This is a genomic window from Geodermatophilus sp. SYSU D00879 (assembly GCF_054050375.1).
The window spans coordinates 24712-39478 of the sequence record NZ_JBJGZF010000008.1; the positions used below are offsets into that span (position 1 = coordinate 24712).

The following is a 14767-nucleotide window of genomic DNA, read 5'->3' on the forward strand; positions in this document are numbered from 1 at the left end:
GGGCGGCGGGCGGCGGGCGGTGAGCCCCGCGTGCCCCCGCAGAATGGCCGCGTGCCCGCCGACCGCGCCCGCCCGGTGACCCTGCGGGACGTGGCCGCCGAGGTCGGCGTCTCGGCGAAGACGGTGTCCAACGCCTTCTCCCGGCCCGACCAGCTCTCCCCGGCGCTGCGCGAGCGCGTGCTCGCCGCCGCCCGCCGGCTCGGCTACCCCGGGCCCAACCCGCTGGCCGCGGGCCTGCGCCGCGGCCGGGTGGGCGCCATCGGCGTCGCCTACGACAACGGGCTGTCCTACGCCTTCGCCGACCCGGTGGCGGTCGCGCTGCTGGCGGGGGTCACCGAGGTCGCCGAGCCCGCCGGGTCGGGACTGCTGCTGGTCCCCGGCTCGACCGACCCCGCCCGGCGCCTGGCCGCGGTCACCGACGCCGTCGTCGACGGGCTGGTCGTCTCCTCGGTCGGCGACGAGGACCCGCTGCTCGCGGCGGCGGTCGCCCGCGGCCTGCCGCTGGCCGTCGTCGACCAGCCCCGCCCGGACCGGCTGGCCGTCCTGGGGGCCCCCGCGACGCCGTGGGTGGGCGTAGACGACCGCGCCGCAGCGGCCGCCGTCGCCGGGCACCTGCTCGACCTCGGGCACCGGCGGCTCGCCGTCGTCTCCTTCGGCATGCACGGCGACCCGATCACCTCCGGGCTGGTCGACGTCGCCACCCAGGAGGCGGCCACCTACGCCGTCACCCGCGACCGGCTGGCCGGCTACCGCGACGCCGCGGAGCGGGCCGGGCTGGACTGGGCCGCCGTCCCGGTGTTCCACGGCGGGGACAGCACGCCCGCCGTCGGGGAGGCCGGCGCCGACGCCGTCCTCGCCGCCGACCCCCGGCCGACGGCGCTGCTGTGCCTGAGCGACCGGCTGGCCGAGGGCGCCCTGCGCGCGGCGGCCCGGCGCGGGCTGCGCGTGCCGGAGGACCTGTCCGTGGCCGGCTTCGACGACGCGACGACGGCGGCCGGGCTGGGCCTGACCACCGTGCGCCAGCCGACCCGGGAGAAGGGGCGGGCGGCCGGGCAGGCCCTGCTGGACCTGCTCGCCGGCCGGCCCGCCCCGCCGCCGCGCACCCTGCCCGCCGACCTGGTCGTGCGGACCTCGACCGGCCCGGTGGGCTAGCGGCCGCGCCAGACCGGCGCGCGGCGCTCGGCGAACGCGGTCGCGCCCTCCCGGGCGTCCTCGGAGGCGAACACCGGCTCGATCAGCTCCTGCTGCCTTCCCCAGCCCTCCTCGGCGGTCCAGTCCGCGGTGCCGCGGGCGATCTCCTTCGTGGCGGCGACCGCGAGCGGGCCGTTGGCGGCGATGACCCCGGCCAGCTCGACCGCGGCCTCGAGCGCCCCGCCCTCGGCGACCACCTGGTTGACCAGCCCGACCGCGGCCGCCCGCTCGGCGTCGATCGGCTGCCCGGTCAGCAGCATCTCCATCGCCACCGCCTGCGGGATGCGCCGCGGCAGGAACAGCGCGGCGCCGGCGGCGGCCACCAGCGAGCGGGTCACCTCGGGCACGCCGAAGCGCGCCGAGGACCCGGCGACGACGAGGTCGCAGGCCAGCACCAGCTCGAACCCGCCGGCCAGCGCCCACCCCTCGACGGCCGCGACCAGCGGCTTGCGCGGCGGCGTCTGGGTGATCCCGCACAGCCCGCGCCCCTCGATCGCCGGCCGCTCGCCGCGCAGGAACGCCTTGAGGTCCATGCCGGCGGAGAACGTGCCGCCGGCGCCGGTGAGCACGCCGGCGCGCAGCTCGTCGGACGCGTCCAGCTCGTCGACGGCCGCGGCGACGCCGCGGGCCACCGCGCCGTCGAGCGCGTTCTTCGCCTCCGGCCGGTTGATCGTGATGACCTGGACGGCGCCGCGGCGCTCCACCAGCACGGGCTCGGTCACGGTCCCTCCTCCTCCGCGGCGCACCGCGGCTCGTGCGCTCCCGTCATCGGGGGCGCGACCACTCCTCCAGGACGGCGGCGGCGTCGGCCGGGCCGGGGCTCACCGGCGCGGCGGGGCCGGCCGGGGTGCGCGAGAAGCGCGGCGCGGGGGCGGCCTGCCGCACGCCGTCGACCTCGACGAGCGTGCCGCGGGCGGCCAGGTGGGGGTGCGCGGCCGCCTCCTCCGTCGTGAGCACCGGGGTGACGCAGGCGTCGGTGCCGTCGAAGACGCGCTCCCAGTGCTCCCGCGGGTGCGCGGCGAACGCGGCGGTGAACAGCTCGCGCAGCCGCGGCCAGCCGCGCGGGTCGGTCTGCGCGGGCAGGTCGTCGCCGGCCAGCCCGAGCCCCTCCAGGAGCGCCGCGTAGAACTGCGGCTCCAGCGCGCCGACGGCGACGAACCGCCCGTCGGCGCAGGCGTAGACGTCGTAGTAGGGCGCGCCGCCGTCGAGGACGTTGGTGCCCGGCCGGTCCGACCACAGCCCCGTGCCGCGCATCGACCACAGCATCTGGGAGATCAGCGCGACGCCGTCGACCATGGCGGCGTCGACCACCTGGCCGCGGCCCGAGCGGGACCGCTCGTGCAGCGCGGCGAGGATGCCGACCAGCACCAGCATGGAGCCGCCGCCGTAGTCGGCGACCAGGTTCAACGGCGGCCGCGGCACCTGCCCGGGCCGGCCGAGCGCGGCGAGCGTGCCGGTCAGCCCGAGGTAGTTGACGTCGTGGCCGACCCGGTCGGCCCACGGCCCGTCCTGGCCCCAGCCGGTCATCCGCGCGTAGACCAGCCCGGGGTTGCGCTCGAGGCACGCGTCCGGGCCGAGACCCAGCCGCTCGGCGACGCCGGGGCGGAAGACGTCGAGGAACACGTCGGCGCGCCCGGCCAGGCCGAGCACGAGGTCGCGCCCCTCGGGCGCCTTGACGTCGACGCCGAGCGAGCGCCGGCCGCGCATGACCACGTCGCGGGCGGCCCCGCCCAGCGACAGGCCGCCGGAGGGCCGCTCCACCCGCACGACGTCGGCGCCGAGATCGGCCAGCACCATCGCGGCGTGCGGGCCGGGCCCGATCCCGCCGAGCTCGACGACCCGCAGGCCGGTCAGCGGGCCGCTCACTCCCTCGCTCACGCCTGGGCCCGCAGGTGCCGGTCGAGGAAGCGCAGGATGCGCGCCCAGGCGTCCTCGGCCGAGGGGCCGTGGTAGCCGACGCCGAGCACCTTCTCCAGCGCCGTGAACGGCCCGGCGTTGTGCCGGTTGAGGAACGAGTGCCCGGCGTCCGGGTACTCCTCCACGTCGTGCTCGACGCCGAGGTCGGTGAGCACCCGCTCCAGCCGGCCTGCGGCGCCGCGCAGCGCCCGGTCGCGGCCGCCGAAGCTGGCCACCACCGGGCAGGCGCCCTTGAGCACGCTCTCGGCGTCCTTCGGCAGCGGGCCGTAGTTGGGCGCGGCGACGTCGAAGCCGCGGGTGGCGCCGAGCAGCGCGAACTGCCCGCCCATGCAGAACCCGAGGACGCCGATCCGGCCGGTGCAGTCGTCGCGGTCGGCGAGGAACCGGCGGGCCGCCTCGAGGTCGCCGAAGGCCGGGCCCTCGCCGCGGCCCAGCGACCGGAACGTCGAGCGCAGGCAGCGCACCGCGCCGCCGGCGGTGAACAGGTCGGGCGCGACGGCGAGGTAGCCGGCGGCGGCCAGCCGGTCGGCCTGCTGGCGGACGTCGTCGGTGAGCCCGAAGACCTCGTGCACGACCACGACGCCGGGCCACGGCCCCTCCCCCACCGGCGGCACGGCGAGGTGGGCGGACAGCTCCGGGGCGCTCGCGGCACCGGGGATGACGATGGTGGGCAGGGAGGCCTCCCGGGTCGCAGCGGCAGCGCAGGCGCCGCCGACGCTAGCCCGCGGGTGTGTCGGCCGTCTCACCGGCCCGTTCCCGGCGCACCGGGGTGGCGGTCACCTCGCGCGGGCCGCCGACCTCGTGACCCGCGGCGCAGCGCAGCCCGAGCGCCACCGGCGCGCCGCAGTCCCGGTGGGTGAGCGCCAGCGGCGGGACGCCGTCCTCCGCGAGCCACCGGTCGCCCCACTGCATCAGCGCCACCAGCGCCGGGTAGAGGTCGCGGCCGCGCTCGGTGAGCCGGTACTCGTGCCGCTGCCGCGCGCCCTCCTCCTGGTAAGGGACGCGGGTGAGCAGGTCCTGGGCGACCAGCGAGTTGAGCCGGTCGGTGAGCACCGCCTTGGGCGCCCCGAGCGCGCGCTGCAGGTCGGCGAACCGGCGCACGCCGAGGAACGCCTCGCGCAGCACCAGCAGGCTCCACTTCTCGCCGACCACGGCGAGGGTGCCGGCGACCGAGCAGCGCGCCCGGTCGTACCCGTCGGGAGGTGTGTCGGCGGTCACGGGTGCAGCGTAGGTCACGCTGGGTTCGCTTGACGAACCGTGCGCCGGAGAGGATGGTTGGAGATGCAGACCCAGCAGGTCGAGACGGTGGTCACAGTGAGCCGCCGCACCTGCACGGGCCCGCCGGTGACGACCGGAGGTGGCCGCCGCCGTGGATCGACCGGCGGCACCCGCCCCGAGGAGGAACCGAGATGACCCGCCTGCGCACCGCCCTGGCCTCCGCCCGCAGCACCCGCGCCCGCCGTCGCGACGAGCGCGAGCTGCAGCGCGCCCTCGCCGCCGCCCCGACGCTCGAGTCGGCGCACGAGATCACCGCCGCGGCCGCCCGCTTCTGACCGCGACACCCGCGCCGCCCGCCGGCGCACCCCCGACGACAGCCCCGTGGCCCCTCGGCCGCGGGGCTGCTCCGTCCCGGGGGCGCGACGGTCCCGGGGTGTGGCCCGCGCTACATCTGCGCCGCTAGGGTGGCACTGAGTGCCACCGGGGGTCGGTCCCGGGGACCGACCGGACGGAGACGAGATGGCCAACCCTTGGTTCGAGACCGTGGCCGAGGCCCAGCGGCGGGCGAGGCGGCGGCTGCCCAAGGGCGTGTACGGCGCGCTGGTGGCCGGCTCGGAGAAGGGCCTGACCGTCGACGACAACCTGCGCGCCTTCGACGAGCTGGGCTTCGCCCCGCACACCGCCGGCCTGTCCAACAAGCGCGACCTGGCCACCACGGTCATGGGCCAGGACGTGTCGATGCCGGTGCTGATCAGCCCCACTGGCGTGCAGGCGGTGCACCCCGACGGCGAGGTCGCCGTCGCCCGGGCCGCCGCCGCCCGGAACGTGGCGATGGGCCTGTCCTCGATGGCCAGCAAGCCGATGGAGGAGGTCATCGCCGCCAATCCCAAGACCTTCTTCCAGCTGTACTGGGTCGGCGACCGCGACACCATGGCCGCCAAGGTCGAGCGCGCGAGGCGGGCCGGCGCCGCCGGGCTCATCGCCACCCTCGACTGGTCGTTCTCCTACGGCCGCGACTGGGGCTCCCCGTTCATCCCGGAGAGGATCGACCTCCAGGCGGTCCGCCGCTACGCCCCGCAGGTCGCGCTCAGGCCGCGCTGGCTGTGGGAGTTCGCCAGGACGCGGAAGCTGCCCGACCTGTCCGTCCCCAACATGGTCGGCGACCCCGCCGAGACCCCGCCGACGTTCTTCGGCGCCTACGGCGCCTGGATGCAGTCGCCCATGCCGACCTGGGAGGACGTCGCCTGGCTCCGCGAGCTGTGGGGCGACGACCGGCCGTTCATGCTCAAGGGCGTCATGCGCGTCGACGACGCCAAGCGCGCCGTGGACGCCGGCGTCACCGCGATCTCGGTGTCCAACCACGGCGGCAACAACCTCGACGGCACCCCCGCCTCCATCCGCGCCCTGCCCGCCATCGCCGAGGCGGTCGGCGACCAGGTCGAGGTGCTGCTCGACGGTGGCATCCGCCGCGGCTCCGACGTCGCCAAGTCCCTGGCGCTGGGCGCCAGGGCCGTGATGATCGGCCGCGCCTACCTGTGGGGCCTGGCCGCCAACGGGCAGGCCGGCGTCGAGAACGTCCTGGACCTGCTGCGCGACGGCCTCGGCTCCGCGCTGACCGGCCTGGCGCGGGAGTCCGCCGCCGACCTGTCCCGCGACGACCTCGTCGTCCCGCCCGGCTTCGAGCGGCGCCTCGGCGTCGAGGGCGCCGACGCCCCGGTCGAGGCCGTGCCCACCCGCACCCGCCGCGCCCGCAGCGCCTGAACCCGGCGGCCGGGGTCCCCGGACGGGACCCCGGCCGGGACCGGCTCAGACGCCGGCGACGAGGTCGCGGCGGCGGGTCCAGCGGCGCTGCACGGCCGTCAGCAGCAGCCGCAGCGGCGCGGGCGCCCCGGCGAACAGCCGCGCCCGCTCCTCCGGCGTCCGGCAGGCGTCGACGACCCACGGCAGGACGAAGGCCATGTGCCGCAGGCTGGTGCCCTTGCGGAAGCGGGTCTCCACCCGCGCGAAGTCCCCGGCCGAGACGAACCGGCGCACGACCGGGAACACCTCGCGCTCCTCCTCCTCGATGTGCTCGTCGAGCTCGTCGGCGAGCTCGGTGAGGACGGCGGCCAGCGGCCCGGCCTGCGCGGGACCGTCGTCGGCGAACCGGGCGAGCGCGGCCTGCGCGCGGTCGAGCACGCCCTGCAGCGCGGTGTGGCCGTCGGACAGCGGGCCCAGGTCCACGGAGTCCCCGGCCGAGGCCACGATGACCGGCCACAGGACGTCGTCCTCCCGGGAGTGGTGCACGTGCACCTCGTGCAGCACCGCCCCGGCGTGGCGGACGACGGCGCGACGCCGCCCCGGCGGGCACGGCTCGCCGGCGGCGATGCGGGTGGCCGCGTCGGCCAGGAGCCGGCAGCCCGACCGCAGCGCGCGGTGCACGAGGGAGAAGCCGAACAGGTCGGGCTCGGGGTCGCCGGGCCGGCGCGGGGTGACGGGGAACGGCAGGGCGGGGACGGTCGAGGTCATGCCGGCACGGTGACGGCGCGCGGTTGGCAGCGGCTTGCGAGCCGCTGGTCGGCGACCCCCGGGACAGGACGACACGCGACGTGACCCGGCCGTGACCGCTTCCGGTGGAACCTCCCCCGATCCCTCGGCGATCGGGCTCGCGCGCCATATGCTCGCGCCGCTATGGGGAGCGGGGGTGCCGGAACCGTCGGGTTCCGGGTGCTGGGCGACGTGGGTGCCGTGCGCGACGGCCAGCCGCTGGACCTCGGCGGCCGGCGGCAGCGCTCGGTGGTCGCCCGGCTGCTGGTCGCCGGCGGGCACGTGGTCCCCGCCGAGGTGCTGGTCGCCGACCTGTGGCGCGGCGCCTCCCCCGCCGACGCGCTGGGGACGCTGCAGGCCCACGTCAGCCACCTGCGCCGGGTGCTGGAGCCCGGCCGCGCCCCGCGCACGCCCGCGCGGCTGCTGGTCACCGTGCCGCCGGGCTACGCGCTGCGCCCGGCCGACGACGCCGTGGACGTGCTCGAGGCGGTGCGGCTGCTCGACGAGGGCGACCGGCTGGCCGCCACCGACCCCGCCGAGGCGCGCGCCCGGTACAGCGCCGCGATCGACCTGTGGCGCGGTCCCGCGTACGCCGAGTACCGCGACGAGCCCTGGGCCGGTCCCGAGGCCGCCCGGCTGGACGAGCTGCGGCTGACCGCGGTCGAGCGCCGGGCCGCCGTCGCCCTCGACGCCCCCGGCGGGCGGGACCCGCTCCCGCAGCTGCGCGCGCACGTCGCCGAGCACCCGCTGCGCGAGGAGGGCTGGCGCCTGCTCGCCCTCGGTCTCTACCGCGCCGGGCGGCAGGGCGAGGCGCTGGCCGCGCTGCGCGAGGTCCGCACACGGCTGGCCGACGAGCTCGGCGTCGACCCCGGCCCGGAGCTGCGGGCGCTGGAGGAGGCCGTCCTCGCCCAGTCCCCCTCGCTCCTGCCCGCGCGTCCACCGGCACCGCCGGTCGGCCGCCCGGCGCCCTCCCCCTCGTCCGTCCCGGCCCCGGCTCCGGCCGCCCCCGCGCCGGACGTGCCCCGCCCGGTCGGCCGCGACGCCGAGCTGGCCGCGCTGTCCGCCGCGGCCGAGCGGGCGGCCGGCGGCCAGGTCGCGGTCGCCCTGCTCGCCGGCGAGGCCGGCAGCGGCAAGACCACCGTCCTGGACCACCTGCGCGCGGAGTACGCGGGCCGCGGCTGGACGACGCTGGCGGTGTCCTGCCCCGAGACCGACGGCGCCCCGCCCGGCTGGCCGTGGGCCGCGGCGCTGCGCGCGCTCGCCGCCGAGCACCCGCCCGCCGACCCGGCCCCGCTCGCCGCGCTGCTTACCGACGACGCCCCGGCCGCGACCGGCGGCGACCCCACCGGCAACCGGTTCCGGCTGCACCGCGCCGTCGCCGGCTGGCTGGCCGCGGTCGCGGCGCGTGCGCCGCTGCTGGTGACCGTCGACGACCTGCACCGCGCCGACCGCGAGACCACCGCGCTGCTGCTCGACCTGCTGCCCGCCCTGGCCGGGTCGCGCGTGCTGGTCGTCGCCGGGCACCGCCCGGAGGAGAGCGCCGGGCTGGCCGACGTGCTCGCCGCGCTCGCCCGGCGGTCCCCGGTCAGGCTGTCGCTGCGGGGGCTGGACGCCGCCGCCGTCGACGAGCTGGTCGGGGACTGGGCGCTCACCCCGGTCGACCGCCGCACCCGCGCCGCGATCGGCGCCCGCGCCGACGGCAACCCGTTCTACGTCCGGGAGCTGCTGCGGCTGGTCGACGCCGGCGCCCACGTCGACGCCGTCCCGGGCACCGTGCGCGACGTCGTCCGCCACCGGCTGGCCGGACTGCCCGCGCGCACCGGCACGCTGCTGCGGCTGGCCGCCGTCATGGGCCGCGAGGTCGACGCCGACGTGCTGCTCGCCGCCGCCGCCCCGGCCGGCGGTGGCACCGACGAGGACGAGGAGGCCCTGGTCGAGGCTCTGGAGACGGCGCTGGTCAGCGGGCTGCTGGTCGAGCCGGGTCCGGGGCGGCTGCGGTTCGTGCACGCGCTGGTCCGCGACACCCTCTACGAGGACCTGTCCTCCCTGCGCCGCACCCGTCTCCACGGCCGGGTGACCGCCGTGCTGGAGCGGCTGCGGCCCGACGACGTCACCGCGCTCGCCCACCACGCCGCCTCCGCGGGACCCGGCTCGGCCGCGGCGGCCGCCCGCTGGGCACAGGCGGCCGCCGAGCTCGCCGAGCGGCGCTTCGCGTACGCCGACGCCGCGGTCATGTGGGGCCGGGCGGCCGAGGCCGCCACGACGGTGCAGCGGGGTGACGCGGCCGGCATGGCGCCGCTGCTCGCCGCGCAGGCGCACGCCACGGCGCTGGCCGGCGCCGTCGGCGACGCCCGCGCGCTGCGCACCCGCGCGCTGGCGGTCCTGCCCGAGGACGCCCCGCCGGAGCTGACCGCGGCGGTGCTCCTGTCCTCGGACGTCCCGACCTTCTGGAACTCCTGGGTGGACCCCGTGGACGACCGGTTCGTGGACCGCACCCGGCGTGTGGTCGGCACCCTGCCGCCCGGCGATCCGCAGCGCGCCCGGCTGCTGGCGATGCTGGCCGTCGAGCTCGAGGAGCGGAACGACCCGCAGGCGGTCGAGGCCTCCGCCCGGGCGCTCGCCGAGGCCCGCCTCGCCGGGGACCCGCTCGCGCTGGCCCACGCGCTGACGGTCCGGCAGTTCCACGCCACGCGCGGGCCCGACCGCAGCGAGGCGACGGCCCTGGGCACCGAGCTGCTGGCCCTCGCGCAGCAGGAGGGCTTCGGCCTCTTCGAGGCGGTGGCGCGGCTGGTGCTGCTCCAGACGACCTGCACCGTCCTCGACCTCGAGGCCGCCGACCGGCACGCCGCGGAGGCCGAGCGCCTGTCCGCGGCCTACGGGTTGCCGCTGCTGCACGGCATCGCCCGCTGCTACGCCGGCCTGCGCGCCGCCGTCGCGGGGCGGGTCGCCGAGGCCCAGGCGGCGTACGACGTGGCCGAGCAGGCCCTGCTCGACGCCGGCTACTACCCCGCGGTGGCGCGGGCGCTCCGGCTGACCACCCAGCTCTCCCTGCGGCTCGCCGACCCCGGTGCCCGGCCGGTGGACCCCGAGGAGATGGCCGGCCTGGCGCCGATCTCCCCCGAGCTGGCGACCGAGACCCGGGCCCTGGCCCTGGTGCTGGCCGGGCGGCTGGAGGAGGCGCGGTCCGTGGGCCCGCCGCGGCTCCAGGCGGTGCGGGACCTGTTCACCCCGTTCCTCCAGTACTGCCGGGGCCTCGTCGGGCTGGCCCTCGGGGACCGCGTGCGGATGGCCGAGGCCGAGGCGGAGCTGCTCCCCTACCGCGACACGGTGTGCGGGACGCACACCGCCCAGCTGGCCTTCGGCCCGACGGCGACGCTGCTCGCCCGGCTGGCCGCCGCCCGCGGCGACCGGGAGACGGCCGAGGCGCACCGGGCGGTCGCCGTCGCCGTGGCCGAGCGGACCGGCCACCCGGGGTGGATCGCGCAGGCCCGCGCGGCGCTGGACCAGCGGCCGTGGACCAGCGGCGCCGGACCAGCGGAAGCGGACTAGCGGCCGGCGACGAGGTCGCGGCGGCGGCGCCAGCCCGGCTCGGCCGCGCGCAGCAGCACCCGCAGCAGCGGCGAGGTCGCGCCGAGTAGCCCGGCGCGCTCGCCCGGGGTGCGGCAGGCGTCGGCGACCCACGGCAGCGCGAACGCCGCGGACCGGGGCCCCGAGGCGCGCGCGCAGACGCCCTCGTAGCGGGCCAGGTCGCGCACCGACACGCACCGGCGGATCACCGGGAACACCTCGCGCTCCTCCTCCGCGACGTGCTCGTCGAGGGCGTCGGCCAGCTCCGCGAGGACGGCGGCCAGCGGCGCCGCGGCGTCGGGGCCGGCGGCGGTGGCGGCGAAGGCGGTGAGCGCCGCGTCGGCCCGGCCCAGCACCGCACGCAGCACGGCGTGGTCCTCGGTGAGCGGCTCGAGGTCGGCGGCGTGCGTCCCGGCGGAGGCGGCCACCACCGGCCACAGGACGGCGTCCTCCCGCGCGGTGTGCGCGCGCACCTCGCGCAGCACGCACCGGCCGAAGGCGACGACCGCCCGCCGCCGCTCCGCCGTCCAGACCGCCCCGGCGGCGGCCTCCGCGGCGACGCCGGCCAGCAGCCGGCAGCCGGCGCACAGCGCGCGGTGCGCCAGCGCCAGGCGGGTCACGTCGGCCTCGGGGTCGCCGGGCCGGCGGGGCGTGACGGGGAACGGCAGCGGTGCGGTCGCGGTCACGGTGCCACCGTCGCCCGGCCCGGTTGCCGGTGACTTGCGTCCGACTACCGCCGCGGCGGAAGCCCCCGGGACCGCCGGGCGTTGCAGCGGGCAACGAACCTCGTCGTCCCAGGAGGACCCCCGTGCGCATCCCGCTGTCCGTGCTCGACCTCGCCCCCGTCGCCCCCGGGGAGACCTACGGCAGCAGCATCGCCGGGAGCGTCGCGCTGGCGCAGCGGGCGGAGGAGGCCGGCTACCGCCGGGTCTGGTACGCCGAGCACCACAACATGCCGACGATCGCGTCGTCGGCCACCAGCGTGCTCATCGCGCACGTCGGCGCGCACACCTCCACCATCCGGCTCGGCGCCGGCGGCGTCATGCTGCCCAACCACTCGCCGCTCACGATCGCCGAGCAGTTCGGCACGCTCGAGGCGGTGTACCCCGGGCGCATCGACCTGGGCCTGGGCCGCGCGCCCGGCTCGGACCAGAACACCATGTACGCCCTGCGCCGCGACGCCGCCTCCGCCGAGCGCTTCCCCCAGGACGTGCTCGAGCTGCAGGGCTACCTGACCGGCGAGTCGCGGGTGCCCGGCGTGCAGGCCGTCCCCGGCCGCGGGTCGGACGTGCCGCTGTACGTGCTCGGCTCGTCGATGTTCGGCGCCGGCCTGGCCGCCGCGCTCGGCCTGCCCTACGCCTTCGCCTCGCACTTCGCGCCGCAGCTGCTGGAGCCCGCGGTGGCCGCCTACCGCCGCGACTTCCGCCCCTCCGCGCAGCTCGACGCCCCGTACGTGATCGCCGGGGTGAACGCCGTCGCCGCCGACACCACCGCGCAGGCGCAGGAGCTGCTGCAGGCCACCCGCCGCCGGCTCGCCGTCGGCCTGTTCGGCCAGGGCCGCGACCTCGACGACGACGCCGCCGAGCTGCTGCTGTCCTCGGGCGCGGGCCGGCACGTGGACTCGATGCTCACGCACACCGCCGTCGGCACCCCGGCCGAGGTCCGCGAGCGGCTCACCGACTTCGCCCGGCTCGCCGACGCCGACGAGCTGATCGTCGCCCACCAGGCGCCCGGCACCGAGGCGCGGCTGCGCTCGGTGACGCTGACCGCCGAGGCCATGGAGTCCGTCGCCGCGTAGCCGGGGCGTCGGGATGAGCCGGGGACGGCGCTCGGCGAGGATGACTCGGTGCACGCCGAGACCGTCCTCCTGCTCGTCCTGGCCGCGGTCGCGGTGATCGTGGCGGCCCGCTGGCTCGCCGGGCGCACCGGCATCCCGGCGGCCGCGCTGCTCACCGTGACCGGGCTGGTCTACGCGCTGCTGCCCGGCCCGAACCTCACGCTCGACCCCGAGATCGTCCTCACCGTCCTGCTCCCGCCGCTGCTCTACAGCGCCGCGCTGGACTCCTCGCTGATCGCGATCCGCGCCAACATGCGGACCGTCGTCGGCCTGTCGGTGCTGCTCGTGCTGGTCACCGCGCTGGTCATCGGCGTCGGGTTCGCGCTGTGGGTCCCCGGGGCGACGCTCGCCGCGGGCATCGCCCTGGGCGCTGCCGTCGCCCCGCCGGACCCGGTGGCCGCGCTCGCCGTCGGCCGCCGGGTCGGGCTGCCGCCGCGGCTGGTCACGCTCATCCAGGGCGAGGGGCTGCTCAACGACGCGACCGCGCTGACCCTGCTCAGCGTCGCCATCGCGGCCGCGGTCGGCGACGGCTTCTCCACCTGGTCGGCGCTGGGCCAGTTCGCGCTCTCGGCCGCCGGGGGCGTCGCCGCCGGGCTGGTCGTCGCCTACGGCGTCCGGCCGCTGCGCCGGCTGCGCCGCGACCCGCTGTCGTCCAACGCGGTCTCGCTGGCGACGCCGTTCGTCGCCTACCTGCTGGCCGAGTCGGTGCACGTGTCCGGCGTGCTGGCCGTCGTCGTCGCCGGGCTGGTCATCGCGCACAACGCGCCGTACTGGCAGTCGGGCGCCACCCGGCTGCAGACCGACGCGGTGTGGAAGCTGGTGGACTTCCTGCTCGAGGGCGTCGTCTTCCTGCTCATCGGCCAGCAGCTGCCCGCCGTCATCCGCGGCCTGGGCCAGTACGCGCCCTCGACCGTCGTCGTCGCCTCGCTGATCACCGTGGGCGCGGTGCTGCTGGTCCGGCCGCTGTGGCTGTGGCTCACCGAGCACGCGCCGCAGGCGCTGCACATGCGGCTCAGCGGCGCTCCCGCCGCCGACGAGGACGACGACCCCTCGACCCCGCCGCGGCAGCTGTCCGGCCGGGAGATCGCCGTGCTGAGCTGGGCCGGCACCCGCGGCGTCATCAGCCTGGCCGCCGTCTTCACCATCCCGCTGACCACCGACGCCGGCGACCCGTTCCCCGACCGCGACCTGCTGCTGTTCTGCGCCTTCCTCGCCGTGCTGGTCACCCTCGTCGGCCAGGGCGCGACCTTCGCGCCGCTGGTGCGCCGGCTGCGGCTGCGGGCCGACGCCGCCGACGCCGCCCGGCTGCGCAACCAGGCGCGCGTCGCGGCGGTCGACGCGGGCCTCGCCCGGCTCGACGAGCTGCAGGCCGAGCGGCACGACCACGTCGACGACGCCGCGATCGAGTCGATCCGCGCGGCGCTGCGCACCCGGCGGACCCGCTACGAGCGGCGGCTGGAGGTCCTCGTGGACGCCGAGGGCGAGGTGCCGATGTCGCCGGAGTACGAGGCGGCGCTGCGGGTGCGCCGGGCGGTCATCGACGCCGAGCGCGAGGAGCTGCTGCGCTGGCGCGACCTCGGCCGGCTGCCCGACGAGGGGCTGCGCACGCTCGAGCGGGAGCTGGACCACCAGGAGCACCTGCTCCCGGCCCGCCCGGCCTGAGGGTCAGGGCCGGCCGGCGCGGGGGACGTCGACCCGGGCGACCTCCACCCGGCCGGCGCGCGGGCCGCCCTCGGCCCAGGTGGGCGCGGTGCAGACGAACAGCGTCCGCCCGTCGTCGCCGCCGAGCGTGCAGGCGTAGGACAGCGAGCCCGACCCGACGGGCACCCGGCCGGTCACCTCGCCGCCCTCCCGCACGCGCAGCACCTCGGCGGTGCGGGCGGTGGCGAACCAGACGTGCCCCTCGGCGTCGAGGCAGATGCCGTCGGGCGCCAGGCCCGGCGTCTCCGCGAACACCCGCCGGCCGGACAGCGAGCCCGTCGTCGGCGACGTCGAAGGCGGTGAGCCGGGCGCCGTAGGTCTCGGCGACCACCAGCGTCCGGCCGTCGCCGGTGAGCGCCATGCCGTTGGGGAAGCGCAGGTCGTCCGCGACGACGGACGCGGTGCCGTCGGGGTCCACCCGCACCAGCCCGGTCGGCTCCACCGGCGCGCCCCCGACCAGGTCGAACCCGAAGCTGCTCACGTAGGCCCGGCCGGCCGCGTCGACGACCAGGTCGTTGGCGCGGGAGCGGGTCAGGCCGGTGAGGTCGGCGCGCACGACCGGCCGCCCGCCGGCGACCTCCAGCAGCGCGCGCCGGGTCATCGCGACGACGAGCAGCGTCCCCTCCGGCGTCCAGCCCAGCCCGGACGGCGCGTCGTCCAGGTCGAGGACCGTCGTCAGGACGCCGTCCGGGGTGAGCGTGCGCACCCGCCGGTCGTGGAAGTCGGAGAACCACAGCCGGCCGTCGTGCCAGCGCGGGCCCTCGGGGAAGCCGAGGTCGCCGGCCAGCGTCGTCGTCGCGTCCACGGCGG

12 protein-coding genes and 1 pseudogene are annotated in these 14767 nt (G+C 78.2%); 6 read left to right on the plus strand and 7 right to left on the minus strand.

Features of this window, described 5'->3' with window-relative positions:
- The first annotated feature begins 51 nt into the window (after positions 1-51).
- Positions 52-1152 (plus strand): LacI family DNA-binding transcriptional regulator, encoded by a 1101-nt coding sequence (locus tag ACI79B_RS12215; protein WP_456927846.1) that lies wholly within the window; start codon positions 52-54, stop codon positions 1150-1152.
- On the opposite strand, the gene ACI79B_RS12220 is transcribed toward ACI79B_RS12215, so the two are convergent.
- From ACI79B_RS12220 to ACI79B_RS12235, 4 genes are all read right to left on the minus strand, one after another.
- Positions 1149-1913 (minus strand): crotonase/enoyl-CoA hydratase family protein, encoded by a 765-nt coding sequence (locus ACI79B_RS12220; RefSeq protein ID WP_456927847.1) that lies wholly within the window; start codon positions 1911-1913, stop codon positions 1149-1151. The genes ACI79B_RS12215 and ACI79B_RS12220 overlap by 4 nt on opposite strands.
- A 43-nt stretch (positions 1914-1956) precedes the next feature.
- A complete protein-coding gene (locus ACI79B_RS12225) occupies positions 1957-3069 on the minus strand; it encodes a CaiB/BaiF CoA transferase family protein (RefSeq protein WP_456927848.1) in 1113 nt (370 codons plus the stop codon).
- Positions 3066-3713 carry a dienelactone hydrolase family protein gene (locus ACI79B_RS12230; protein ID WP_456927849.1) on the minus strand — a complete coding sequence of 216 codons (648 nt, stop codon included), beginning with the start codon at positions 3711-3713 and terminating at the stop codon, positions 3066-3068. Before ACI79B_RS12230 ends, ACI79B_RS12225 begins: the two co-directional genes overlap by 4 nt.
- Before the next feature lie 112 nt (positions 3714-3825).
- Complete coding sequence (locus ACI79B_RS12235) at positions 3826-4326, minus strand: winged helix-turn-helix transcriptional regulator (protein ID WP_456927851.1); 501 nt, start codon at positions 4324-4326, stop codon at positions 3826-3828.
- Positions 4327-4517: 191 nt separating this feature from the next.
- Between ACI79B_RS12235 and ACI79B_RS12240 the strand changes: the two genes are divergently transcribed.
- Both ACI79B_RS12240 and mftD read left to right on the plus strand, forming a co-directional pair.
- The gene (locus ACI79B_RS12240; RefSeq protein WP_387993827.1) at positions 4518-4661 is read left to right on the plus strand and encodes a hypothetical protein; all 144 of its coding nucleotides are present in this window, start codon (positions 4518-4520) and stop codon (positions 4659-4661) included.
- Between the two features lie 184 nt (positions 4662-4845).
- The gene (mftD, locus tag ACI79B_RS12245; RefSeq protein ID WP_456927852.1) at positions 4846-6087 is read left to right on the plus strand and encodes a pre-mycofactocin synthase MftD; all 1242 of its coding nucleotides are present in this window, start codon (positions 4846-4848) and stop codon (positions 6085-6087) included.
- A gap of 45 nt (positions 6088-6132) precedes the next feature.
- On the opposite strand, the gene ACI79B_RS12250 is transcribed toward mftD, so the two are convergent.
- Positions 6133-6834 carry a hemerythrin domain-containing protein gene (locus ACI79B_RS12250; protein ID WP_456927854.1) on the minus strand — a complete coding sequence of 234 codons (702 nt, stop codon included), beginning with the start codon at positions 6832-6834 and terminating at the stop codon, positions 6133-6135.
- 219 nt (positions 6835-7053) lie between these two features.
- Here ACI79B_RS12250 and ACI79B_RS12255 point away from each other — a divergent pair, with 219 nt between their 5' ends.
- Positions 7054-10401: a BTAD domain-containing putative transcriptional regulator gene (locus ACI79B_RS12255; protein ID WP_456927855.1), complete on the plus strand. Its 3348-nt coding sequence runs from the start codon at positions 7054-7056 to the stop codon at positions 10399-10401.
- Here the strand turns inward: ACI79B_RS12255 and ACI79B_RS12260 are convergent.
- Positions 10398-11105 (minus strand): hemerythrin domain-containing protein, encoded by a 708-nt coding sequence (locus ACI79B_RS12260; RefSeq protein WP_456927856.1) that lies wholly within the window; start codon positions 11103-11105, stop codon positions 10398-10400. The genes ACI79B_RS12255 and ACI79B_RS12260 overlap by 4 nt on opposite strands.
- Positions 11106-11227: 122 nt before the next feature.
- Here ACI79B_RS12260 and ACI79B_RS12265 point away from each other — a divergent pair, with 122 nt between their 5' ends.
- Positions 11228-12217 carry an LLM class flavin-dependent oxidoreductase gene (locus tag ACI79B_RS12265; protein WP_456927857.1) on the plus strand — a complete coding sequence of 330 codons (990 nt, stop codon included), beginning with the start codon at positions 11228-11230 and terminating at the stop codon, positions 12215-12217.
- 48 nt (positions 12218-12265) lie between these two features.
- Positions 12266-13918 carry a Na+/H+ antiporter gene (locus ACI79B_RS12270; RefSeq protein ID WP_456927858.1) on the plus strand — a complete coding sequence of 551 codons (1653 nt, stop codon included), beginning with the start codon at positions 12266-12268 and terminating at the stop codon, positions 13916-13918.
- Positions 13919-13921: 3 nt separating this feature from the next.
- On the opposite strand, the pseudogene ACI79B_RS12275 reads toward ACI79B_RS12270, so the two are convergent.
- Positions 13922-14762: pseudogene (locus ACI79B_RS12275) on the minus strand (SMP-30/gluconolactonase/LRE family protein).
- Between the last annotated feature and the right edge of the window lie 5 nt (positions 14763-14767).

Bases quoted from the DNA above. Each gene is read 5' to 3' on its own strand.
- ACI79B_RS12240 (WP_387993827.1), top strand. From the start codon at position 4,518: ATGACCCGCCTGCGCACCGCCCTGGCCTCCGCCCGCAGCACCCGCGCC.
- mftD (WP_456927852.1), top strand. From the start codon at position 4,846: ATGGCCAACCCTTGGTTCGAGACCGTGGCCGAGGCCCAGCGGCGGGCG.
- ACI79B_RS12250 (WP_456927854.1), bottom strand. From the start codon at position 6,834: ATGACCTCGACCGTCCCCGCCCTGCCGTTCCCCGTCACCCCGCGCCGG.